Source organism: Pseudolysobacter antarcticus (assembly GCF_004168365.1).
GTDB lineage: Bacteria > Pseudomonadota > Gammaproteobacteria > Xanthomonadales > Rhodanobacteraceae > Pseudolysobacter > Pseudolysobacter antarcticus.
In genome coordinates this window covers 883645-908484 of record NZ_CP035704.1, presented here as the reverse complement: position 1 = coordinate 908484, position 24840 = coordinate 883645, and the positions used below count along the sequence as shown (strand labels likewise).

The following is a 24840-nucleotide window of genomic DNA, read 5'->3' as shown; positions in this document are numbered from 1 at the left end:
ACGTAGTGAATCATCCTGACTGATATGGAATCATGAGCAAGCCTAGCGCACTGGTCATCGACGACGAGCGCGATATTCGCGAACTGCTGGATATCACTCTTTCACGCATGGGCTTGCAGGTGGATGCGGTCGGCAATGTTGCCGATGCCAAGCAGAAACTCGCCACGCAGCGCTATGCCTTGTGCCTCACCGATATGCGCCTGCCGGATGGCAGCGGCCAAGAGCTGGTCGAGCTGATCGCCCGCGCGCACCCCGACACACCCGTGGCCATGATCACCGCGCATGGCAATATGGATGCCGCGGTGACGGCGCTCAAGGCCGGCGCTTTCGACTTTGTTTCCAAGCCGGTCGATCTCGGTATTTTGCGTCGTCTGGTGCAAACCGCGCTCAAGCTTGGCGAAAGCCGTCGCGGTATGCCGGTAATTGATGCGGCCAGCAAATTGCTGGGCAACTCAGCCGCGATGCAACTTGCTCGTGCCACGATCGGCAAACTCGCGCGCAGCCAGGCGCCGGTTTATATCAGCGGAGAGTCGGGCGTCGGCAAGGAATTGGCCGCGCGCCTGATCCACGAACAGGGCCCGCGCGCGAGCGCTGCATTCGTCCCCGTGAACTGCGGCGCGATTCCGAGCGAGCTGATGGAGTCCGAATTTTTCGGCCACCGCAAAGGCAGCTTTACCGGAGCGCACGCCGACAAGGACGGCCTGTTCAAGGTTGCCCAAGGCGGCACGCTGTTCCTCGACGAGGTGGCCGAATTGCCGCTGCATATGCAGGTGAAACTGCTGCGCGTGATCCAGGAAAAAGCAGTGCGTCCGATCGGCGGCCGCGATGAAGTGCCGGTCGATGTGCGCATCCTTTCCGCCACCCACAAAAACCTCGAAGCGCTGGTAGCAAACAATACGTTTCGTCAGGATTTGTATTACCGCATCAACGTCATCGAACTGCACATGCCCGCGCTGCGCGAGCGCCGCGAAGATGTGCCATTGCTGGCTGCGCGCGTACTCGAACGTCTGGCCGGCGGCAGTGATGCTCAGCCAAAACTTACGCCTGCGGCGCTCGCCGCGTTGAATGCCTACGATTTCCCGGGCAACGTGCGCGAGCTTGAAAATATCCTCGAACGCGCGATTGCCCTGTGCGAAAACGGCGTGATCGAAGCGGGTGATCTGCGCCTTGCTGCGCAGGCATCGCGCACTGCACCGAATGCAAACATGAGCACGTCAGCCGCTTCCGTCGATCCGGAAGATGAGGACGACGACGATAACAGCAATGGCCCCGTGCATCTGGACGAATACATCAGCCAGATCGAGCGCGAAACTATCGAAAAAGCCCTGCTCGAAAGCCGCTACAACAAAACCGCCACCGCGAAAAAGCTCGGAATTACCTTTCGCGCACTGCGCTACAAGCTCAAGAAACTCGGCATCGATTAACGCCAGTCTCACTCTTGCAAAGCTGAGCAAGTTTGGCTAAATTTTCGTCCGACTAATTTCAACCAGCACCGATACAAGCCATATATCAAGAGGAGTCGATAGCGATGTCTCGCTGGAAAGCCGCAGCCATTCATCTTTTTATCAGCTTGGCGATCGCGCTGATCATCGGGTTTGTGTTCCTGAAAATCTGGTACCCGCCCCCGTTCTTTTCCGCCGCCGGAGCCGACGAACTCATGCTGCTGCTGGTCGGGGTCGACGTTACCTTGGGGCCACTGATCACGCTGATTATTTTTCGCAGCGGCAAACCCGGCCTGAAATTCGACCTTGCGTTTATCGCCTTGGTGCAATGTTGCTCGCTGGCCTACGGTTTGTCGATTGTGCTGCAGTCCCGACCGGTTTTCCTGGTTGCTGCGATCGATCGATTCACCTTGGTGTTTGCAAATCAGCTGGACGATGCAGCACTGCAAAAAGGCAAGCAGCCGGAATTCCAGCAACTATCATGGTCTGGCCCGAAACTGGTGGGTGCGGCGCTGCCGACCGACGCGCAGAAGAAGTCTGATCTGTTGTGGTCATCCGCCGTGGCGAAAGAAGATATCGAACATATGCCAGAATTTTATGTTCCGTATGAACAGCAAACTCAGGCAATTGTCGCTCACTCCAGAAAACTGGATACCCTGCGCGCGAAGCACCCCGAAGCCGCGAATCAGATCGACGAAGTGGCGAGGCAAAATCAGATTGATGAGAATGATCTCGCTTATCTGCCGCTCATTGCGCGCAAGCATGATCTGAGCATGTTGATTTCCAGCCGTACCGGCAAGGTAATTCAGGCGATTTCGGTAGATCCTTGGTAAGCGCACGTTCTACCGCTGATCAAGCAAGTTAAGGATGCAACTCATAAAGCACTCGGAAACCACTCGCAAGCCGGCAGCATTAAGTCCGAAGGGCAAGTATTGCCGCCATGCGTCACATTGTGACCATGCGCGTCACACCCAGAAAACATCAAACGCTGCCTCCGATTTGCCGCAGTTAAAGAAATGGCATGAAGCGGAAAATGCCACACATCAGGACAGTCGATCCAAAGAAAAAAGCTCTGACGCGTCACGAAATTGCGCGAGCGACAGAAACTCGACGCGTTTGTGGCACGAATCCTGCTCAAGCCACCACGAGCATCGGACGTTGCCGACCAGCAAGTCAGGTACCGGATCTGCTAGTCAAAGTCGAAGTTCACCAATAATCGTTGCAAAGTTAGCTAACTTTCACCAAGGAACCTCCCCATGAATAACTTCAAAACCAATATCCAGAAGGGTTTTACCCTGATCGAATTGATGATCGTTATCGCGATCATCGGCATCCTGCTCGCTATCGCCATCCCGGCATACGGTGACTATACGATCCGTGCGCGTACCACAGAATGCCTGAACAATCTTTCCCCGCTGAAGACCGGCGTATCGGAATTCGTCATCAGCAACACGCATTTCCCGGCCGCGCTCGCTTCCTTCGGCACCGGTGCTGCGTCGCGCATGTGTGGTCCGGTCACGTATACCTTCGCTGCAGCGAAGGCCCTGCTTACGGTTCCGAACTCAGCCAGCACCGGCGTCACCGCTGGCGTCACCGTCATCAATCTTACGGGTACGACCATTTCCAATTCGGTCAAGTGGGTCTGCAGCACGACCGGCACCCAGGTTAAGTACTCGCCAGCTAGCTGCCGCTAATACTCCTTTACAAGTTGTGCTATAGCCCCGGCTCAAGCCGGGGTTTTTTTGCCTGCAATAACGGACTGCGGTGTGGCCATCGTGATTTGCTTCCGATAACCTCAGTTAGGCAACCGAGATATCCGTGCCGGAGTAGATAACGAAGGCGTGCGCAGCGTTGCTGTATTCGTAACGCAAAGTTCGACTTTTGGTACTGCCTTGATTCAGGCGGAAGCAATGGTTTCGGCGCGGCATCGATCCGTACATAGTTCGCTTTTTTTCTGCGCCATTAAACACTGGTCTGCCGCGGTTCTGGCTGCCGCCACCGTACGCACGATCAAGATTGCGCACGTCGCGCGACAAGGCCCGCCTGCCCTTAGCGAGCTAGGTCGGGAATCGTTATGATCGGAAGACAAATCCTGCCTCCTAGGAGTTTCGCCTCGCACATGAAAAAAACCATTGCCGCGCTGTTCCTTGGCCTGTGCATGCTGCCATTCGTGCCGGGGCTGTATGGTCCTTTCCAGCTCGATGATCTATCGAACCTCGAAGCGGCGCGTGCGGCCACGGGTACATTCAATGAGATCTGGCATGCAATCAGCCAGAACGGCACCGGCCTGCTGCACCGACCGATCGCGAACCTGAGCTTTTATCTGAATTATCGATACTTCGGCGTCGCCGCCCTCAGTTACAAGGTGGTAAACCTAATACTGCACTGGCTCGTTACGCTGGTTTTCTGGCGCGTGGCGGTGCATCTGCTGGCGCTGTTATATCCGGACTATCTGTCGCGACGACGTGACTTTGCCGCGCTTTTTATTGCTGCGCTGTGGGCCTTGCATCCGATCCAGGTCAGCGCCGTTTTGTACGTCGTGCAGCGAATGGCAGAACTCTCGGCCTTGTTCGTTGGACTCGGTTTGCTGGCATTTCTGCGCTTCATCGAAAAACCTACAACAGCGACAGGCAACCCCCTCGCAATTTTGCAGGCGGCTGCCGTGTGGCTGGTGGTGGGGTTAGGTCTTTTCTCGAAAGAGAACGCCATTCTGTTTCCGGTATTCGTGATGGTCATCTACCTCGTTGCCGCCGATCCCTCGCAACACTTCATTCGCCGCGACCAGCGAACCCGTGCGCTGTTTGCCTACTGCGGCTGGCTGCCGCTATTGGTCGGCGGCCTGAGTTGTCTCGTTGCAGTGCCGTGGTTGGTGAAGGATTACGCGTCACGCGAATTTACGCTCGGCGAACGGCTGCTGACGGAACCCTTTGTTGTGTTCCGGTATCTCGGGACGATTCTATTCCCGGATATCCGGCACATGGGGCTGTATCTCGACGATATAACCACGAGGGAGGCAAACGATCCGTGGGCCTGGATCGTACTTGCAGCTATCCTCGCTCTGCCACTAGCTGCGCTTGTTGTACGCCGGATCGCCCCGGCGCTCGCATTTGCGATACTTTGGTACTTGGCCGCACAGTTGCTTGAGTCGACCGTCATACCGCTGGAACTTGCATTCGAGCACCGTAATTACCTCGCGCTGTTCGGCCCAATGCTCGCCATCGGTTATTACGTCGCACGCTTCTTGCTTGATGCGCCGATGAAGGTGGCGCGACTCGGCCTCGCCGTACCCTTTCTTGGCCTGGCGGCGGCCACGCTGGTGCGCGCCCATCAATGGTCGACGCCGGACGATTTTATTAATCACGAGGCCGAAAATCACCCATTTTCGCCACGCGCACAAAATGAAATGATCAATATCGATGTTCGCGCCGGAAACGTCGACAAGGTTATCGCCGGCGTGAGGAAAGTACAGCAACTCAAACCCAACGGCTTCTGGCCATTAACGCTTGATTTGAATGTCGCTTGCACCGTATCCAACCACCGAGTGCAGTGGGAACGCATGGAGGAAATGGTCAAAAACCGACCGGAAGACATCATGGTGACCGGCATGTTGCTGTTCGACGCCGATCAAGTGACCCATGCGATGTGTCCGCAGCTGGATGTCGATCGTTTCGATGCGCTCCTCGCGACACTCGGCGAAATCTACGTCACCAATCGGATGCCCGATCGCGCGGAAAAAATGCTTGTCCTGCGCGCCCATATCGCAAGCTTCCGCAAGGATGAAACAAAGGCGCTGCAAATGCTTACCGACGCGGCAACTGACAACCCGGGCGGCTTGCAAGCCATCCACGAACTGGCGTATTACGCGTTGAACTTGGGCAAGCTTGACGTCTCGCAACATGCTATTGACGAGCTACAGGCACGGGTTACGCGCTATTCGCCCGCCGAACAGTACGACGTCGATGAGCTGCGTGGCTATCTGGCGCAAGCGCGCAATGAAAAAGCTGCCGCAGATACAAAATCGCACGGGCAAAACTGATTCAGATATCGAAAAGCATGCCTACACAGTAGATCGTACAACGGCGTTCTGATCAACACCATCAAGTTTGCTGGGATGGAATTTTGCTTGCGAGCTGAGGCGAATGGTTTGCCAAACCCTGGAATTCCCTTGCGTGTCTTAATGACCAGCACCTCTTATCCGGCAGATCTGGGCGACTGGCGCGGATTGTTTATTCGCCATCTGGTCGAATCACTTGCGCGCCGAACGGATATCAAACTTCGATTGTGGTCCCCACCCGGAGAACTGCCGCAGAATGTCGAGTATGCGGCGACTCCTGCCGATTCAGATTGGTTAAAAACGTTGATGGCGGCTGGCGGCATCGCCCATCTGATGCGAACCGGCGCCATCCGTGGGCTTGCGGCGCCGCTAAAGTTGCTTAACATGTTGCACGGCCTGTATCGACGCGAGTCAGGCATCGACGTGTATCACGTCAACTGGTTGCAAAATACGCTGGTACTCCCCCATAACAACCTTCCTCTGCTGACGACGGTGCTTGGTACCGACATGCAACTGCTGAAGCTGCCGGGCATGACGCACTTGTTGAGGCGCGTGTTTCGCGGGAGACCGGTTGCTATCTGTCCCAACGCACAGTGGATGGCGCCGCACTTGCAGCGTATGTTCGGTGATCTGGCGACCATCCACTTTGTACCATTCGGCATCGAACCGCGCTGGTTCGACATCGAGCGCAAGCCCGCAGATCCTGCCAAGTGGCTATGCGTATCGCGCCTTACGCGAGGCAAGATCGGTACGCTTTTCGATTGGTGCGAGCCCTTCTTCAACAATGGTAACCGCGAGCTCCACCTGTTCGGCCCGATGCAACAATCCATGCCCGTGCCCGATTGGGTGCACTATCACGGTCCGGCCACGCCAGAGTCGCTGTGCTCGAACTGGTTTGCGCAAGCAAAGGGATTGATTTCATTGAGTCAACATGCCGAAGGTCGACCCCAAGTCATGCTTGAAGCCATGGCGGCTGGCCTGCCTATCATTGCGTCGCGCATTCCCGCGCATGAAGATATGCTCGTGCACAAACACACTGGCTGGCTTTGCGCTGCAGCAGCGGATGTCGGAGAGGCCGTGGAAGCGCTGGATGCAAAAAGCATGAACATAGAAATCGGCGCTGCCGCAAAATTATGTGCTCGGACAGAAATCGGCACGTGGGATAACTGTGCGCAGCGTTATGCCGATGTATACCAAACGCTGATACCGGCATGTCCGTAAGCAACAACAGTAGACGGATAGTATTACTGGGCGGCGCCGGGTTCATGGGCCGTGCGCTGAGCATACGCCTACGTGACCGCGGATATGACGTCCATGTCCTAACCCGCAGCATCACCATGAATACTCCGGATGGAGTTACTGTTCACGGTGGTGGCATCGAAAATAGCGAATTGATCCGCCGTCTGATTCCGCAATCCAGTACGGTTGTACATATGGCTTCGGCCACTACACCGAGCCTTTCCAGCAAGTCGCCTTCTCTCGAGGCGAACCTCAACATCGCTCCGATGCTCGGCCTGCTTGAGGAACTACAGCAGCACCCGCAGGTACGGCTTATCTACATATCTTCCGGGGGCACGGTGTATGGAAACCCGAAGCAAGAGTTGGTTTCAGAATCTGCAGAACTAAAGCCGCTGTCATTCTATGGCGCAGGCAAGGTCGCGGCCGAAGGTTTTCTGCAATGCTTTCAGCGTGCGTCCGGTAGTCCGATCATCATCCTGCGGCCATCCAACGTTTATGGTCCCGGCCAACCACGCTATCAGGGATTCGGTGTGATTCGGACAATGTTGCAACACATGCTCGATCACTCACCCATGACGATCTGGGGTGACGGTTCGGTAATTCGGGATTTCATCTATATCGACGATGTCGTATCGGCAATAGAATGCGTGCTTGGCGACAAGGATGCATCGGGCATCTTCAATTTGGGTTCCGGTGTCGGGCACAGCCTCAATGATCTAAAAAACATTATCGAAGAGGTGTGCGCAGATACACTTTCAGTACACTATGAATCGACCAGAACAATCGACGTTCAGCGTATCGTTCTCGACACGCAAAAAATGCAGCAGTGCTTCGATTGGACGCTTACAACCAGCCTGCGTGAAGGCATCAAAAAAACATGGGAATGGTTATGCCTTCGGAAACACCAGCGGAACTGATAGTGCATTGCGCGACTTGCGCGAGACAGGCACAGACATTTGCACCGCTGTGTCAGCACCACGCGACTCACAATCGCGAAATTTACACGCTATATAGTTGCCCTGCGTGCCAAATGCTGTTCTGGTGGCCGTTGAAAGCGGATCCGAGCGTCTACGAAAGTGAGGGGTTCGAAGCGTATGAGGATTACCATTCCGGCACACGCCCTTTCCCCCGATGGGCTGAGCCTCTATTTCGTGCGCTACCAAAAAATGTAGGTGCCGCGCTGGATATCGGTTGCGGTGACGGAGCCGTATTAAGCCGCCTCGCTGAGGCGGGTTTCGAACCCAACGGAATTGACCTCGATCAGAAAAGCATACAAGTAGCCCGAGGAAAATTTGGGCTCGACAAAGCCGTTGCCATGACTCTTGAAGATTATACTCGCGCCTGCCAAGAACGAGGTCAGCGCTTCGATCTAATTACTTTTTTCGAGGTATTGGAGCATCAGGACTCGCCCCAAAATTTTCTCGCACAAGTCACCAGTCTCGGCAATCCATGTTGCTTGATTGCGGGCAGCGTACCGAATCGGGATCGCTTTCTGGCCCGACTCGATCGAAAGCTGAGCGACGGCGATTTTCCGCCGCATCATTTCTTGTGGTTCGCTACACGCCCTCTGAAGCATCTGCTCGAACGCGCCGGATTTGAAGACGTATCCATAACTCGGATTGGCGCACTTTCCTATTTTCAGATAGTAGGAAAACTCCGCAGTCTGATTTCGCGCCGAGCAAAATTTTGGTCGAGATCAATGCAGTTTTTAGCGCCGCCACTGCGAGTCGCAGCCTACGTCGTAGCAGTTGTTCCGTGGATCGGAATGCGATTTTCGCCCTCGCATCTTTTTTTCCGATGCCGTGTCCCGGGCTAAAGTCATCGTGTAAATCATCCGTGCCGACAAGCCTTCATCACGCGCGTAAGCACTGCGCAGGGTTTCCGCAAGAGGCGCCTACTGATTGGCCAGATCACAATTTGCGTGGCACAAATGGCGCAAACGCCAGCCCTAACACCAAATCGACTGCCAGCGAACCGACCCTCCCGACGAGAGCCATGATCGCAACCGCATCACCGGGGAAATCCTTCGCTAGCCAAGCAAAAACCAATTCTCGCACCCCGAGCCCGGACGGCGTCAACAGCGATAGATAGCCCACAAACCACGCAAGCATGTAATACGCACAGAGTTGCATTGCTGCATTCGGGCCAAGCGGCGGATACGCCATCCCATTCATAAACCAGGATGCGTAGTAGAAAAGCCAGCTGACCGAGAAAAGAAGAAATACTTTCACGCGCGCGGATGCGGGCGCTTTTTCAAGAGTCGCTGATATGCCGCTACTCAGTTTTCCGAATCTGCCAGGCAACAACGTCAGCCAGCTGGAAAGACGATGCGAGGACACGATCAGCCACCCCACAACGTAGCCCATCATTCCGATTACTGCAGTGAGAGCCCCCCATTTCAGTCCATGCGAAAACCCCAGTGCGAGCGATGAACTCCAAAGCGCAAAAAAAGTGGCTAGTAGCATATGCGCCAGATTGACCCACAGCCAATCGCCCAACGAACCGGCAGCACTCCCCGCTGCCCACTGATAGCCAACCCCCCATACTCGGCCCGGCAGATGTTTCAAGAGTTGCGCGGTAAAATGCAGATGCGCGAGTTCACGACGTGGCATGCGCGAAATGCCGAGAATTCGAACCAACGTGGCGAAAGCCTCGAAGGTGAGATATGACGCTACGAGTGATAATGCAAAACCAATTAACAATGGCACAAGAAGTATCTGTGTACCGTGCTCGACAATATCGGGCCAGACCTTGACCAGTAACCAGGCCACCCACACCAGCGAGGCTATCGTCACGATACCAGCGGCGAATTTCCAAACCAAGCTTGAGCTTGAGCGATCCGCTGATACAAAATCCTCTGTCATTTGATCTGCTCGTATGTCGCTCGCGTGGCCAACCGTACAACGCGCACTACTTTCGTAGCAGCCAGATGTATCCTGGAAATAACGCCCGAAGATATTTGAACATCGTTCTTGCAAACAACGGCTTCAACTGACCTCTGAACATGTAGGCTGCGGCATAGCTATCTGGCGCGGCAAGTATCTTCCCGGTGTAGTCATCCACCCGGAATTGCGACACCAGATTCAATAGCGGCTGATAACCCAGATGCCGCTCGTAGTAGGCATCGCCGCGACGAAACAACCGGATGTAGCGATCAGCCAGCGCCGGTGGCAACCAGGATAAAAATGGCAGCCTGTGGTGTTTCTCTACGACCGCCCAGCGATTCGTCGCGGCGAAATAACACACACCTCCCGGACGAAGCACGCGGTGGATTTCACCCATCATTTTCACCGGATCGGGTACATGCTCGTAGACCTGCGAGCAGATCACGATTTCGAAACTGGCATCCGCGAACGACAGGCGCATGGCATCGTCTAGAAGAAACTCGACATTCGGCGCAGTGCGGCGCGAGCTTGCAAGCGCGATAGCCGGCTCATCGATGTCCACCCCAGTCACGGCCGCGACGTGACCCGCGAGATACTCGTCGATTATGCCAGTCGAACAGCCGAGATTAAGTAACCTGGCGCTGCCGATCTTGTCGCCCAGCGCTTCGCACAATACTGCAAGCATGGTCGCGGCCTTGCGCTGGCGATCATCCACCGCGTTCATCGATTCATAAGCAAGTGAAAAATCACGCTGATAACCACGAATCATGGAATCGAAACCTCACTACTCGATGTCGCCGGTCTGATGCCGTCTGGAAGTAGCCCGCAATTCTGCTCGCCACACGTGCAATTGCTTGCCACAACACGATATCCCGCCGTTATTGCGCTCCATGAAGGCAACAGCCTACCACCAGCCCACGCAAAAACGTTGACAACGGGAATAGCCAACAAAAACAACGGAATGAGCACGCACGACAAGCTGCGTCGCTGCAACGCCAGCTCCGCCATGCCGCCCATGGCAAGACATGCGATTAAACCGCCCGTCTCCGCCGAGCCCAAAGTAGGGGTCAGCTCCTCTACATGCAAACCGACCTCCTCGATATCACGAATCAAACCATGGATCGTGAGACGTTGATAATCGTAGGGCGCGTCATGCACGGGGTAGAGGAAAGGCATGGACAAGAGCAGTCGTCCATCGGGGCGCAGTACACGCATGACTTCCTCTAGCGCTTCGCGGGGCCGCCGGAGATGCTCCATTACTTCAAGCAATACAACTGTATCGACTGATGAGCTAGTCAGCGGCAGCTGGCTTGCATCTGCATACAAATGTGGTTTTGCTCCATACATATGTTTGCCGGTGATGAGGTAATCCAGGCCGATATAATCGCTTCCTGCCGGTAGCCGCCGCTCTATCCAGCGGTCTGCGCAACCTATGTCGAGAATACGGCCCCGCGCAACATCAGCCACCCAGCGACCGGTTGCGTTGTTGTTGCCGAGCAGCCACTGCGGGTGCAAGGGTGTCTTGCGCAGGTACCGTGCAATTCGACGCAACACTTCGACACCCACGCTTAGCCTCGGCCGGTCTTGCTATAAATTAGCGCTGCGATCTGCTCGGACACCAGCCCGATCAAGAACACGATTACCGACGCGCTGAACAATAGCGCGCTCATATTCGTAAATCGACCAGCGATAAAAAAGGTATATGTGTAGTGTCCGAGGCCCAGCAGGAAAAACACGACGCTCACTGGTACAAACAACTTCAGCGGTGAATATAGCGTGGCGATCTTGAAGATGATCAGCAGAAAACGGATTCCGTCGCGAATCGGGCGCAGATGGCTTTTGCCAATGCGCTTTTGCACGGGAACTGGCTCATACGCCACCGCGTAGGCGCTACGAAAGAATGCCATCGTAATGGTGGTTGGATATGAAAATCCGTTCGGCAACAAGTGCAGAAATTCGCGGAATTTGTCGGCGCGCACAGCCCGCAACCCCGAGGTGAGATCCATGACTTTGTGGCCAGTCATGCGCGTCGCCAGCCAGTTGTAAAACGCGTTCGCAAAACCGCGCGCGGCGCCAGCCTGGCCCGACCAAGCCCGCGCGCCGACCACCATGTCGTAGCCTTCATCCAGCTTCGACAACAAACGCGCAATAGTTTCAGGTTCATGCTGGCCATCCGCATCCATGAAGACCAAGGTATCTCCTCGCGCTTCACGCGCGCCACGCTTGATGGCAGCGCCGTTGCCCATAGAGTAGGGATGTGAAAAAACGCGCGCGCCGTTGGCCAGACTAACCGCGCGCGTTTCATCGCTGGAGCCGTCGTCTACCAGCACGATATCTGCGTCTGGATAGGCTGCGCGCAATCGCGGCAACACGCCGGCAAGTGCCGCGGCTTCGTTCTTCGCGGGCAAAATTATACTGATCAAGGTTCCCCCAGGATGCGGCTTGGCGACTCGGTTTAGTGTGGCACGGGCTTGGATCGTGCGTATGTATTGTGAGGCCAAGTTGTGGATGTTGTCGCAAATTATTGGTTCCGTTGCAAATGGTAGTTCATTCACTGCCCCTTTTGCGGTACATTTGATCTGGATTGAAGCGTGGGGAATTATGGCAACGCAAATGAACCCAATGGCATTGGCGGGTCTTAACGGCATCGCTCGCAGGCTGGTGGCAGAAGGCACCGTCACCGATGTGGATATCCGCAAAGCTATTGAAGCGAGCACGCGGCTCAAAACGCCGTTGGCGAGCTATCTGGTCGAGCACGCCCTGATCAGCGATGCAAAAATGGCGCTGGCAAGTTCGGTGGAGTTTGGACTGCCGCTGTTTGATCTCAGTGCACTTGATCTGAGTCAGGCTCCGATCAAGCTGGTCAGCGAAAAAACCATCACCCAGCACAAGGCTTTGCCGCTGTTCAAGCGTGGCAATCGGTTGTTTGTGGGCATTTCCGATCCCACCCATCAGCGTGTGCTGGATGAGATCAAGTTCCAGGCGAATCTCGCGGTTGAGCCGATTCTGGTACAACAGGATTTACTGGATCGCGCCATCGACCAGGCGATGAACCAAGCTGGTCCGATCATGGATGGATTGGAAGACTCAGAGGGCCTGGAGAATCTCGAGCTTGGTGACACCAGCGACGATGGCGAGGCGGGAAGCTCTGGCGTTGATGCAACCGGTACCGACGATGCGCCGGTAGTACGCTTCATCAACAAAGTGCTGATCGATGCGATCAAACGCGGCGCATCCGATATTCATTTCGAGCCATACGAAAACACCTACCGTGTGCGTTTTCGCATGGATGGCATTCTGCGCAACATGGCCGCACCGCCGATAAAGATGAGCCCGCGCATCAGCTCTCGCATCAAGGTGATGTCCGGGCTCGATATCGCCGAGAAACGTGTGCCGCAAGATGGTCGTATCAAACTCAACCTATCAAAAACCAAGGCCATCGATTTTCGTGTCAGCACCTGCCCGACCTTGTTCGGGGAAAAAGCGGTTCTGCGTATTCTGGATGCCTCGGCGGCCAAACTCGGTATCGACAAGCTCGGTTATGAGGAGGATCAGAAAGAGTTGTTCCTCAACGCCATCGACAAGCCGTATGGCATGGTGCTGGTCACAGGCCCGACGGGTTCCGGCAAGACCGTATCGCTGTACACTGCGCTGAACATACTGAATACCGAAGGGCGCAATATCTCGACCGTCGAAGACCCTGTTGAAATACGCCTTAGCGGCATCAACCAGGTACAGTTCAATCTCAAGCGCGGCATGACCTTTTCTACCGCACTGCGCTCGTTCTTGCGCCAGGATCCCGACGTGATCATGGTCGGCGAAATTCGCGATCTTGAAACGGCGGAGATCGCCATCAAGGCAGCGCAAACCGGCCACATGGTGTTGTCCACCCTGCATACCAACGATGCGCCGCAAACCATTGCACGTTTGATGAATATGGGCATAGCGCCTTACAACATCACTTCTTCGGTAACACTGGTTATCGCACAGCGTTTGATGCGACGTTTGCACGATTGCAAACAACCGTTCACGCTACCCGAAGCAGCCTTGCTCAAGGAAGGTTTTACCGCGGAAGAAATTCCGCATCTGCATCTTTACGATGCCTTGGGTTGCTCTTCCTGCAATGAAGGGTTCAAGGGGCGCGTTGGTGTCTACCAGGTGATGCCGATCACCGAGTCGATCGGACAAATCATCCTTGAGGGCGGTGGCGCGGCGCAAATCGCCAACCAAGCTCGCTCCGAAGGGATTCGTGATCTACGCCAGTCTGCATTGCTCAAATTGAAAAACGGTTTGTCGAGCCTCACCGAAATCAACCGCGTCACCAAGGATTAAGCCATGGCAACAGTAGCCGCAATCAAAGCCGGAAAAACAACCGGCGCTGCGCGAGCGCAGGTCAATCAGATGCTGCCGTTTCAATGGGTAGGAACTGACAAGCGCGGGGTCAAGCTCAAGGGCGACCATGTAGGTAAATCGATAACGATGGTCAAGGCGGAGCTACGTCGCCAAGGTATCAACGTCACCTCCATCAAACCGAAGAGTAAACCGCTGTTTGGCGCTGCCGGAAAAACGGTTACTGCGCGTGAAATTGCGGTCTTCAGTCGTCAGCTGGCAACGATGATGGCGGCCGGCATTCCGATGGTGCAAGCCTTCGAGATTGTGGCTAGTGGCCAGGACAATCCTCGCATGAAAAACATGTTGATCGATGTCAAGACATCAATCGAGGGTGGCTCGTCGTTGACCGAATCGCTGGCCAAATATCCGGTGCAATTCGATGAGCTTTATCGCAACTTAGTAGGTGCGGGCGAAGCCGCTGGTGTGCTCGATTCGGTATTGGATACGGTCGCCACGTACAAGGAAAATCTCGAAACCATAAAGGCCAAGATCAAGAAGGCGCTTTTTTATCCTGCGATCGTTTTGGCGGTGGCGTTTTTGGTTGCTGCAGTCTTGTTGATATTTGTGCTGCCTACATTTCAAACCGTTTTCAAAGCAGCGGGCTCTGATCTTCCGGCGTTTACTTTGATGCTGGTAAATTGCTCGGATTTTCTGATCGCCTACTGGTGGTTGGTGCTAGCTGTGGTGATCGGCTCGATTGTCGGTTTGGTCATGCTGAAAAATCGCTCGCCCGCTTTCGCCCACTTGATTGATCGCGTCATGCTGAAAATTCCGGTCATCGGCAAAATCCTGCATCAATCAGCAATCGCGCGATTTGCCCGTACTCTTGGCGTCACATTCAGAGCCGGCGTTCCGCTGGTTGAAGCACTCAGCGCTGTTGGCGGCGCAACCGGCAGCATCGTCTACGCGCAAGCGACCGAGCGAGTACGCGAAGACGTATCCGTAGGTCATTCCTTGCAACTCTCGATGCGGCAGACCAATCTTTTCCCGAACATGGTGGTCCAGATGGTCTCGATTGGCGAGGAATCGGGCGCACTCGACACCATGCTCTTCAAGATCGCCGAATTCTATGAGCAAGAGGTCAATAACGCGGTCGATACCTTGAGCACTCTGCTTGAGCCGTTCATCATGATGATTATCGGCGTGGTTGTCGGCAGTATCGTGGTCGGTATGTATCTGCCGATTTTCAAACTCGCCGCAACGATGTAACCCGACTCCACACATACGCCCACAGCACCAATTCAATGCTTGAACTCCTGCAAGCCTCGCCCGTGGCGAGCGTGGCGCTCGCTGGCGTCCTGGGTCTGATCGTCGGCAGTTTCCTCAACGTCGTGATTCTGCGTCTGCCGGCGCGCATGCTGCACGACTGGCAACAGCAGAGCCGCGAATTCCTTGAACTGGACGCACCAACCACGCCGACTCCCGCGCCACCGGGCATCGTGCGTGAGCCTTCGCATTGCCCACACTGCAAACATGCGCTCGGCGCCTTCGAAAATATCCCGCTAATTAGCTGGCTGGTACTACGCGGTCGCTGCCGGCACTGCCAAACGCCCATTTCGATCCAATATCCACTCGTGGAATTGCTGACCGGCATCGCTTCAGCCGTGATCGTATGGAAGTTCGGCCTGACCTATCAGGCCGCAGCGGGACTGACTTTCAGCTGGACGCTGATCGCACTCGGTGGCATTGATGCGCGCACGCAGTTATTGCCGGACAATCTCACGCTGCCGTTGCTCTGGCTTGGCTTGTTGATTGCCCTGGTTCCGCTGTTTGTCGATGGCAATACCAGCATCCTCGGCGCGATCGTCGGCTATCTCAGTCTGTGGTCGGTGTACTGGCTGTTCAAACTGCTCACGGGCAAGGAAGGCATGGGCCATGGCGACTTCAAACTGCTGGCCGCGCTCGGCGCATGGATGGGCTGGACCAGCATCCTGCCGATCGTGTTGCTGTCGTCCCTCGTCGGCGCCTTGATCGGTGGCGGCTTGATGCTGCTGCGTGGCCAGGATCGCTCCATTCCATTTGCCTTCGGCCCATTCATCGCGATTGCGGGCTGGGTGCAGTTTGTATGGGGCGCTGAGATCATCGCGTTATGGCAACACACGCTGGGATTGGGGTGAATTCCGTCGCAGTTGATCGCGGACGGCTTGTCGTTGTAATCACCGGCGGCATTGCATCGGGCAAGAGTGCAGTCTCGCGCCAATTCGAACAGCTTGGCATGTGTGTGCACGATGCGGATTTGATCGCACGCGAACTGGTAGCTCCCGGTCAACCGGCATTGCTGGATATCACGCGCGTGTTCGGCAGCGATGCGATTACCGCAACTGGCGAACTCGACCGCAAATACATGCGCGAGCGCGTGTTCGCCAATCCGCAACTGCGGCATGAGCTCGAAGCGATTTTGCATCCAGGTGTGCGCGACGAACTTCACGCGCGGGTGCGTCGCGATGCAACGGCCTACAGCATTCTGGCGATTCCGCTATTGGTCGAATCCGCGCATGACTACGACTGGATAAATCGCGTGCTGGTCATCGACGTACCCGAATCATTGCAGATCGAGCGCTTGCTGCAACGCGACGGCGTCACCGTGGAACTTGCGCAGCAGATTCTGGCAGCGCAAGCGAGCCGTTCGGCGCGTCTGGCGCGTGCCGACGATGTGATCGAAAACACCGGCACGCTGGAAGAATTGAATGCCGCGGTCGAGCAATTGCATCAACGTTACCTGACGCTGGTATCGCACTAGCAGTTGAATCTGGATCGTCACACCACGCCGCATTTCGCCGGGGTTCTGATAACCGCCGATCGCCTAACTCCAAAACGTCGAAATACCCGCTATGCCTTGCGCGCCGTGCACACGCGCTGTATCGGCGTCTGCGGAGCGCAAACCACCGAGGGCATACACAGGCAGCGCTGCCTGCGCGCAAAGCGCGGCGAAGCCCTCCCAGCCCATGACAGGCGCATGCGGATGACTGCTTGCCAGCGACACCGGCGAGAGAGTGACGAAATCCACGCCAATCGCCATCGCATGCTGCAACTCTGCTTCGTCGTGACACGACGCTGCTAGCCATTGCTCGGTCGGCAGCGGTCGCGACGAATGCTGCATCAATTGCGCTGACGTCAAATGAACGCCGTCGAGTTCAAATTCCTGCGCCAGCGCAATATCGCCATTCAACAGCAATCGGGCATTCGCCGCACGACAACGATCCAGCACCACGGGAACCAGTTCGCGTAGCAATTCGCGTGATATGGTTTTGCCACGCAGTTGCACCAGACGCACGCCGCGCGCGAGCACGCGATCCAGCGCTGTCAGAAATTCAGCGGGATTTGTCGGCTCCGGCGAAATCGCATATTCATGCGGCAGCTTGAGCGCCGCCAGCACCGGGCGATCCGCTGGTGGCATATCCGCACCGGACAATTCCCCGAGCGCATGCCACTGCAATTGCTGGCCTTCGCACGAGCTCGGCTCACCGTTGTAAGCCAGCACATCGAATACGTCGAGTACGATGTCTTTATCCGGGTAATGCCACGGAATGCGGATCAACCGTCGCATCGCCGTGGTGTGGATACCGAGTTCTTCGTGCAACTCGCGCGCCAATGCTTGCTCGGGAGTTTCACCGGCTTCGAGTTTGCCACCCGGATATTCCCACAGTCCCGCCAGATGTTTTCCTGGTGGTCGCTGCGCCAGCAGGATCCGTCCGCGCGCATCGCGGATCACGCCGGCAACGACATACATAGGCGTTTTTTTCATGTGCGCGGCCTTGATCCAGACATGAACGAGCCGCGCTGAATTCAGCGCGGCTCGGGGGTTATTTCAGACGATGTCGCAAGCCGATGATGATCGCGATGTATTACGCGCTCGCGGCGGAAATCTCAGGCGAGTCGTCCATGGCACTGCTTGAATTTCTTGCCCGAACCGCACGGGCACGGATCGTTGCGACCGACCTTCGGCGCCTCACGCGTGAGCGGCTGCGAGTCCGGCGCGACGTTGGCCGGCGGCGCGCCTTCCGCCTGATAACCATTTGCGTCGGCGTGCTGAAACTGCAGCGGCACACGCTCCTGTTGCAGACGCTGTTGCTCTTCCATCGCCGCAACTTCTTCCTCGCTGCGCACACGCACGCGCGCCAGCATCGTCACGACTTCGCTCTTGACGCGCTCGAGCATGGTCTGGAACAGCAAGAACGATTCGCGCTGGAATTCCTGCTTCGGCTGCTTCTGCGCATAACCGCGAAGGTAAATTCCCTGACGCAGATAATCCATGCTCGACAGATGTTCTTTCCAGGTGGTGTCGAGCACGGTCAGCATGACGTGCTTTTCGAGCGCGCGCATGACTTCGGAAGTGACCAGCGTTTCCTTCTCGCGGAAATAGCGCTCCATCTGCGCGATGACATGATCACGCACGTCATCGGCGTCGAGCTCCTTCTGATCCTCGGCCCAATGTTTCAGATCGAGCTGCAGACCAAAATCGTCATCCAGCGCTTTTTCCAGATCGCCGAGGCGCCACTGTTCATCGATACTGTTCTGCGGCACATATTTGCGGCACAGATCGGAGAACACGTCGTAGCGGATATTGTCGACGTTCTCGGAAATATTGTCAGCGTCAAGCAACTCGTTGCGCTGTTCGTAGATCACCTTGCGCTGATCGTTGGCGACGTCATCGAACTCGAGCAGATGTTTACGGATATCGAAGTTGTGCGCTTCGACCTTGCGCTGCGCTTTTTCGATCTGGCGCGTGATCAGGCGATCTTCCAGCGCCTCGTGTTCTTTCATGCCGAACGCACGCATCAACCGCGCCACGCCTTCGCCCATGAAGATGCGCAACAAGCTGTCTTCGAGCGACAGATAAAAACGGCTTGAACCCGGATCGCCCTGACGGCCAGAACGACCACGCAACTGGTTATCGATACGGCGCGATTCATGGCGCTCGGTGCCGATGATATGCAAACCGCCCGAGGCCAGCACAGCATCATGGCGCTGTTGCCACGCGGCGCGCAGACGATCACGTTCGGCCTCATTGGGCTCTTCGCCCAAGGCAGCGATTTCGGATTCGAAATTGCCGCCGAGCACGATGTCGGTACCGCGACCGGCCATGTTCGTGGCGATCGTGACCGCGCCGGGCTGGCCGGCCTGGGCGACGATATGCGCCTCGCGTTCGTGCTGCTTGGCATTGAGCACTTCGTGTGGAATTTTGGCCTTGACCAGCAAGCCGGCGATGTATTCCGAAGTTTCGATGGAGGTCGTTCCAACCAGCACCGGTTGCAGGCGCTCGTGGCAATCCTTGATGTCCTCGACCACCGCATCGAACTTGAAATTCTGCTTCAGGAAAATCATGTCCTGATTGTCCTTGCGCACCATTGGTCGATGCGTCGGGATCACCACCACTTCCAAACCGTAGATCGACTGGAATTCGTAGGCTTCGGTATCCGCCGTGCCGGTCATGCCGCCGAGCTTCTTGTACATGCGGAAGAAGTTCTGGAACGTGATCGAAGCGAGTGTCTGGTTCTCGCGCTGGATCGGCACGCCTTCCTTCGATTCCACCGCCTGATGCAAACCATCAGACCAGCGTCGACCGGCGAGCGTACGACCCGTGAACTCATCGACGATGATCACTTCGCCATCGCGCACAATGTAATCCACGTCGCGCTGGTACAGCGCATTCGCGCGCAATGCCGCATTCAAGTGATGCACGATCGCGAGATGTGCCGTGTCGTACAAGCTTTCGTCGGCACCGACGATGCCATCAGCGCGCAACAACTGCTCGGCGTGTTCCATGCCTTCTTCGGACAGATGCACCTGCTTCTGTTTTTCGTCGACCCAATAATCGCCGCCGGTTTCTTCTTTTTCCTGACGCGTCAGACGCGGCACGAGACGATTGATCTTGATGTAGAGCTGCGGCGAATCGTCGGCCGGACCGGAGATGATCAGCGGCGTGCGCGCTTCATCGATCAGGATCGAATCGACTTCATCGACGATCGCAAAATTCAGGCCGCGCTGATAACGCTGGTCACGCGACAGCGCCATATTGTCGCGCAGATAATCGAATCCGTATTCGTTATTGGTGCCATAGGTGATGTCGGCGGCGTACGCATCGTGTTTGTCGGCGTGATTCATGCCGGGATAAACCACACCGACACGCATGCCGAGGAACGCGTAGACCTTGCCCATCCAGGCCGAGTCGCGCCGCGCCAGGTAATCATTGACGGTGACGACGTGCACACCGGTGCCGGTCAATGCATTGAGATACACCGGCAAGGTTCCGACCAGCGTCTTACCTTCGCCGGTACGCATCTCGGCGATCTTGCCGGAATGCAGCACCATGCCGCCGATCAATTGCACATCGTAGTGGCGCAGACCAAGCACGCGCTGCGATGCCTCACGCACGACGGCAAAGGCCTCGGGCAGCAATTGGTCAAGCGTTTCACCAGCGGCGAGACGCTGCTTGAACTCGTCGGTCTTGGCGCGCAATTCATCATCGCTGAGCGCCTGCGTGGCGGGCTCGAGCTTGTTGATCTGCACAACGGTTTTATTCATCTGGCGCAACAGGCGCTCGTTGCGGCTGCCGAAGATGCGCGTCAGAACATTATTGAACATGGGAAACCAAAGGTGACGAAAGGGAATGGGTAATACGTGCGGGAATTCACGCCCGCAGTTGAAAAGCAGAAGCCGCCGCATGATACGGCGGCTTCCGCCCAAAGCAAACCAGTTTGGGTTTAATACTGTGCTTTCAAGGGCGCGACGATTGCTTGGCGAACCGCGCCAACGCATTCAAGTGTGATCGTTTTGCCAAGAATACGCAGCAGAACAATCGCATAAATGCTCGCAAAAAACCGGCAATCGTTCAAGCTGCCGGCTTGCGTTTACTGCGATGCCGAATCGATTTCTCTACAAAGTCTTACAGATCGATCGAACGCAGATTCAGAATATCTAGCCGTTGTGATGCTTGCCTTGCACATAACTCAGCGGATTGACCGGATGTCCGTCCAGCCACACCTCGAAGTGACAATGCGGACCGGTAGCGCGTCCGGTCGAACCGACCTTGGCGATGATCTGCCCAGCGTGCACGCGCGTGCCTACCGCCACCATATTCTGCTGATTGTGCGCATAACGTGTCATGTAGCCGTTGCCGTGATCGACTTCAACCACATTGCCGTAACCCGGACGTTCGCCGTTCCACGTGACGACACCTTCCGCGACGGCCTGGATCGGCGTACCCGGTGCTGCATCAAAATCAATACCGCTATGGAATTCGCTGTGGCCATTGATCGGATCACTGCGACCGCCGTAACCGGAGCCGATGTATCCGGTCGCGACCGGCATGCCTTGCGGCAGCAGCGCGTTGCTGATCTTGCGATCCAGCAATAAATTTTCAAGCACCGAAAGTTGCGCTTCCTGTTCATCGAACTGCGCGTGCATGCGCGTGATCGACGCCGAAAATTGTTCGTCCAGCGCATGCGACGGCGCCGAGGTATCTTCGGGGCCGCCCAATGCCGGCGCTTCCTTGAAGTCGAACTCGCCGTCTTCGAGCTTGCCGACCTGGGTCAAACGCTCACCGAGTGCATTCAAGCGCGTAGCTTGTGCCTGCAATTCGCCCAGCTTCAATGCCAACGCGTCCAGATTTCGGTGCGATGAGGCATCCAGTGCATCCAGTGCGCCCTGCTGGGCGAGAACCTGCGCGTGCATCGCGCGGATTCCGGCCAGCGCATGATCGCTAGGTCCGGCAATCACCAGCGTGGCGCAAACGCCCAAGCCAGCACAGGTCAAACCACACAGCGTAACCGCCAAGCCTACCTTCAAACGTCCGCGCCAACTGTTTAAATCTATCGATACAGGTGCCGCATGCGGCCTGGCAACGATTATGATGTTCATCACGTCTCTTCGTTGTATCCGGTTTCTGCCATGCAATCTTCGCCCCCCTCCAACCCAAAATCGCCGCCCTTGTCCGGGCCGATTCGTGCTGCAGAGTGCGCTTCCCTCGCGTCGCTCACTGAGCGCTCGCGCGTGCTGGAAGCACTGGATCGAAAACTGCGCCGTCCACTCCCCGAACCACTTCGTAGCCAATGTCGCCTGGCTGATGTGCGCTCGGGTCGGATCGTTTTTCTAGCGAACTCTTCCACGTGGGCGGCAAAGCTCAGGCTTTACCAAACCGCCCTGCTCGCCGAAGCCCGTGTTGCCCTCGGTGCGAGTGTCGAAAAATTTGCCGTCAAAGTGGCGCCCTCGCTGCCTGTTCCCCCGAACGCAGCAAGGCCGAAGCCCCTTTCGCAAGCCGCTGCTGCACATTTACGTACAGCAGCGAATTCTCTAGCTGACCCCGAATTGCGGGCCTTGTATCTTCGTCTGGCGTCCTTCGCCGAGTGATCTTCCCTCGCCGGCGCCTTTACGGGCGCCGTTTTGATGGTTTTATTGCAACGTTTTTAGACGGCTTGCGCCGGATGGGCGTAAGAAATCGGCAACTTGGCCGGATCGTCGAAACTGACCTCTTCCCAGGCCGTGACGTCGCTCATCATTGCGCGCAACAATTTGTTGTTGAGCTCGTGTCCCGACTTGTGACCGAAGAATGCGCCGATCAGGCTACGTCCGAGCAGATACAAATCGCCGATGGCGTCGAGAATTTTGTGCTTGACGAACTCGTCTTCGTAACGAAGGCCGTCTTCATTCAGCACGCGATAGTCATCAAGCACGATCGCGTTATCCATCGATCCGCCGAGCACGAGCTTGCGCTCACGCAGCATTTCGATGTCACGCATGAAACCGAAGGTGCGCGCGCGTGACACTTCCTTCACGAACGACGTTGTAGAAAAGTCGATCTCAGCAGTCGAAGCACGCTTGGTGAAAATCGGATGATTGAAGTCGATCGAAAAACCGACCTTGAAACCATCGAACGGCTCGAAGCGCGCCCATTTGTCGCCATCACGTACCGTGACGGATTTTTTGATGCGAATGAAACGTTTCGGTACTGACTGTTCTTCGATACCTGCGGACTGCAGCAGGAACACGAACGGACCCGCGCTGCCGTCCATGATCGGCACTTCGGCGGCACTCAGGTCGACGTAAGCGTTGTCGATGCCGAGGCCGGCCATCGCCGAGAGCAGGTGCTCGATGGTGGCGATGCGGACATCGCCCTTGACCAGCGTCGTGGACAAGCTGGTATCGCCGACATTCTCGCAGCTCGCGCGAATCTCGACCGGTACTTTCAAATCGACACGACGGAAAACGATGCCGGTATCCACTGCTGCCGGGCGCAAGGTCATGTAAACCTTCTCACCGGTATGGATGCCGACACCCGTCGCGCGGATGGTATTTTTCAACGTGCGTTGTTTGATCATTTCTTTTTTTTGTCCCGTGGGGCAGGAGCGATTGCGGAGCGATGCTAGCACAGCGGTTTTGCCGTGGAAAGCAAACCATGGCAAGAACCCCACAACCTGTTGCATTTACACAACAGGTTGACATCGATCAAACCCACCTCTCAGATGCGAATAAGCCGCATCCACACTCATCAAAACGCGCGCGGAGACTCAGCATTAAAGCGCCTGCGCGGGATCGATTTCATGCACAAAATCGATACGCCAACCAGACGCATTCTCCCGGTGCGCGCGCAGCACGCACCGGGTTTGCGGGCTTCAATCAGCCTGACGACGCAGGAATGCCGGGATATCCAGATAGTCGATCTGGGTTTCCGGTCCTGGCAAGTTCGGTGCTTCACTCGCGGCGTGATTGCGCGCGGCTGGCGTGCTGCGGAAACTCGTCGGCGCAGCGGCGTAGTCGAATGGCACATTGTCGGTACCAGTACGCGCGCCAACCAGACGAATCGCATTGGTGCGCTGCACCGCCTCTTCCTTGCGCAGCGGCATTTTTGCCACACCGCGATTCAGGCCGGTAGCGACCACGGTCACACGCACTTCATCCTGCATTTCTGGATCGAGCGCGGTACCGACCACCACTGTGGCGTCTTCGGAAGCGAACTGGTGGATCACCTGTCCGATCTCGTCGAATTCGCGCATGGTCAGATTCGGGCCAGCGGTCACGTTGACGAGAATTCCGCACGCACCGGACAGATTGACGTCTTCTAGTAGCGGATTATTGATCGCCGCTTCAGCCGCCGCTTGGGCACGGTCATCGCCACTCGCGGTGCCGGTGCCCATCATCGCCATGCCCATTTCCGACATCACCGTGCGCACGTCGGCGAAGTCGACGTTAATGAGACCCGGGCGCGTGATCAGATCGGCGATGCCCTGTACCGCACCAAGCAACACATCGTTGGCCGACTTGAACGCTGACAACATGGTCACGTCGCGTCCGAGTACGGTCAGCAGTTTCTCGTTAGGCACGGTGATCAGGGAATCGACATGTTGCGACAAATCCTCGATGCCCTTCATTGCCACCTGCATGCGTCGACGCCCCTCGAACGGGAACGGCTTGGTCACAATCGCCACGGTGAGGATGCCCATTTCCTTGGCCAGCTGCGCGACCACGGGTGCGGCACCCGTGCCCGTGCCACCGCCCATGCCGGCAGTGATGAACACCATGTCGGCACCTTGCAGGATTTCCACGATTCGCTCGCGGTCTTCCAACGCGGCCTGGCGACCGACTTCGGGATTGGCACCCGCGCCCAGCCCTTTCGTGACATTCGCGCCGAGCTGCACCGTGAGTTTGGCGCCGCTGTTACGCATGGCTTGGGCGTCGGTGTTGGCGCACAAAAAGTCCACGCCTTCGACCTGTGACAGAACCATGTGAGCCACGGCGTTACCGCCGCCGCCGCCTACGCCGATGACCTTGATGATCGCATTCGGTGCGAGTTTTTCGACTAATTCAAACATTTCCCATCCTCCGTAAGGAC

At 56.4% G+C, this 24840-nt stretch carries 21 protein-coding genes; 12 read left to right on the top strand and 9 right to left on the bottom strand.

Translation table 11 applies throughout. From position 1 onward, the window contains the following. The first annotated feature begins 32 nt into the window (after positions 1-32). The 7 genes from ELE36_RS03895 (at position 33) to ELE36_RS03865 (ending at position 8551) form a co-directional block, all read left to right on the top strand. Complete coding sequence (locus ELE36_RS03895; RefSeq protein ID WP_129831847.1) at positions 33-1424, top strand: sigma-54-dependent transcriptional regulator; 1392 nt, start codon at positions 33-35, stop codon at positions 1422-1424. 104 nt (positions 1425-1528) lie between these two features. After that, positions 1529-2275 (top strand): TfpX/TfpZ family type IV pilin accessory protein, encoded by a 747-nt coding sequence (gene tfpZ / locus ELE36_RS03890; protein WP_129831846.1) that lies wholly within the window; start codon positions 1529-1531, stop codon positions 2273-2275. Between the two features lie 423 nt (positions 2276-2698). Beyond that, on the top strand, positions 2699-3136 hold the full coding sequence (locus ELE36_RS03885; protein WP_129831845.1) for a pilin: 438 nt from the start codon (positions 2699-2701) through the stop codon (positions 3134-3136). Positions 3137-3516: 380 nt separating this feature from the next. After that, positions 3517-5478 carry a tetratricopeptide repeat protein gene (locus ELE36_RS03880; RefSeq protein WP_165371465.1) on the top strand — a complete coding sequence of 654 codons (1962 nt, stop codon included), beginning with the start codon at positions 3517-3519 and terminating at the stop codon, positions 5476-5478. A gap of 141 nt (positions 5479-5619) precedes the next feature. Next, the gene (locus tag ELE36_RS03875; protein WP_129831843.1) at positions 5620-6717 is read left to right on the top strand and encodes a glycosyltransferase family 4 protein; all 1098 of its coding nucleotides are present in this window, start codon (positions 5620-5622) and stop codon (positions 6715-6717) included. After that, complete coding sequence (locus tag ELE36_RS03870) at positions 6708-7652, top strand: NAD-dependent epimerase/dehydratase family protein (RefSeq protein WP_129831842.1); 945 nt, start codon at positions 6708-6710, stop codon at positions 7650-7652. The genes ELE36_RS03875 and ELE36_RS03870 overlap by 10 nt, the downstream gene beginning before the upstream one ends. A gap of 113 nt (positions 7653-7765) precedes the next feature. After that, positions 7766-8551 carry a class I SAM-dependent methyltransferase gene (locus ELE36_RS03865; RefSeq protein ID WP_165371464.1) on the top strand — a complete coding sequence of 262 codons (786 nt, stop codon included), beginning with the start codon at positions 7766-7768 and terminating at the stop codon, positions 8549-8551. Positions 8552-8645: 94 nt separating this feature from the next. Here ELE36_RS03865 and ELE36_RS03860 read toward each other — a convergent pair whose 3' ends face one another. From ELE36_RS03860 to ELE36_RS03845, 4 genes are read right to left on the bottom strand one after another with little or no spacing between them, the layout of a single operon-like run. Further along, positions 8646-9599: a hypothetical protein gene (locus ELE36_RS03860; RefSeq protein WP_129831840.1), complete on the bottom strand. Its 954-nt coding sequence runs from the start codon at positions 9597-9599 to the stop codon at positions 8646-8648. Between the two features lie 46 nt (positions 9600-9645). Beyond that, positions 9646-10389, bottom strand: a complete 744-nt coding sequence (locus ELE36_RS03855; protein WP_129831839.1) for a class I SAM-dependent methyltransferase — start codon at positions 10387-10389, stop codon at positions 9646-9648. Continuing rightward, positions 10386-11186: a class I SAM-dependent methyltransferase gene (locus ELE36_RS03850; protein WP_129831838.1), complete on the bottom strand. Its 801-nt coding sequence runs from the start codon at positions 11184-11186 to the stop codon at positions 10386-10388. The genes ELE36_RS03855 and ELE36_RS03850 overlap by 4 nt, the downstream gene beginning before the upstream one ends. A 2-nt stretch (positions 11187-11188) precedes the next feature. After that, positions 11189-12043, bottom strand: a complete 855-nt coding sequence (locus ELE36_RS03845; RefSeq protein ID WP_242512412.1) for a glycosyltransferase family 2 protein — start codon at positions 12041-12043, stop codon at positions 11189-11191. Positions 12044-12233: 190 nt separating this feature from the next. On the opposite strand from ELE36_RS03845, the gene pilB reads away from it, so the two are divergent. From pilB to coaE, 4 genes are read left to right on the top strand one after another with little or no spacing between them, the layout of a single operon-like run. Then, on the top strand, positions 12234-13952 hold the full coding sequence (gene pilB / locus ELE36_RS03840) for a type IV-A pilus assembly ATPase PilB (protein WP_129831837.1): 1719 nt from the start codon (positions 12234-12236) through the stop codon (positions 13950-13952). 3 nt (positions 13953-13955) lie between these two features. Next, on the top strand, positions 13956-15221 hold the full coding sequence (locus ELE36_RS03835; RefSeq protein WP_129831836.1) for a type II secretion system F family protein: 1266 nt from the start codon (positions 13956-13958) through the stop codon (positions 15219-15221). A 35-nt stretch (positions 15222-15256) separates the two neighbouring features. Beyond that, complete coding sequence (locus tag ELE36_RS03830; protein ID WP_129831835.1) at positions 15257-16129, top strand: prepilin peptidase; 873 nt, start codon at positions 15257-15259, stop codon at positions 16127-16129. Next, the gene (gene coaE / locus ELE36_RS03825; protein WP_242512350.1) at positions 16126-16752 is read left to right on the top strand and encodes a dephospho-CoA kinase; all 627 of its coding nucleotides are present in this window, start codon (positions 16126-16128) and stop codon (positions 16750-16752) included. Before ELE36_RS03830 ends, coaE begins: the two co-directional genes overlap by 4 nt. Before the next feature lie 63 nt (positions 16753-16815). Here the strand turns inward: coaE and ELE36_RS03820 are convergent, their stop codons facing one another. The 3 genes from ELE36_RS03820 to ELE36_RS03810 form a co-directional block, all read right to left on the bottom strand. Next, the gene (locus tag ELE36_RS03820) at positions 16816-17757 is read right to left on the bottom strand and encodes a Nudix family hydrolase (RefSeq protein WP_277987063.1); all 942 of its coding nucleotides are present in this window, start codon (positions 17755-17757) and stop codon (positions 16816-16818) included. 122 nt (positions 17758-17879) lie between these two features. Beyond that, on the bottom strand, positions 17880-20597 hold the full coding sequence (gene secA / locus ELE36_RS03815; protein WP_129831833.1) for a preprotein translocase subunit SecA: 2718 nt from the start codon (positions 20595-20597) through the stop codon (positions 17880-17882). Between the two features lie 333 nt (positions 20598-20930). Next, positions 20931-21800, bottom strand: coding sequence for a M23 family metallopeptidase (locus ELE36_RS03810; protein WP_242512349.1), 870 nt, complete (start codon positions 21798-21800; stop codon positions 20931-20933). A gap of 102 nt (positions 21801-21902) precedes the next feature. On the opposite strand from ELE36_RS03810, the gene ELE36_RS03805 reads away from it, so the two are divergent. Next, the gene (locus tag ELE36_RS03805) at positions 21903-22361 is read left to right on the top strand and encodes a DciA family protein (protein WP_129831831.1); all 459 of its coding nucleotides are present in this window, start codon (positions 21903-21905) and stop codon (positions 22359-22361) included. Positions 22362-22417: 56 nt separating this feature from the next. Here the strand turns inward: ELE36_RS03805 and lpxC are convergent, their stop codons facing one another. Both lpxC and ftsZ read right to left on the bottom strand, forming a co-directional pair. Continuing rightward, entirely contained in the window at positions 22418-23329 is a 912-nt protein-coding gene (gene lpxC / locus ELE36_RS03800) for a UDP-3-O-acyl-N-acetylglucosamine deacetylase (protein ID WP_129831830.1), read from the bottom strand. Between the two features lie 294 nt (positions 23330-23623). Further along, positions 23624-24820: a cell division protein FtsZ gene (gene ftsZ / locus ELE36_RS03795; RefSeq protein WP_129831829.1), complete on the bottom strand. Its 1197-nt coding sequence runs from the start codon at positions 24818-24820 to the stop codon at positions 23624-23626. Positions 24821-24840 lie beyond the last annotated feature (20 nt).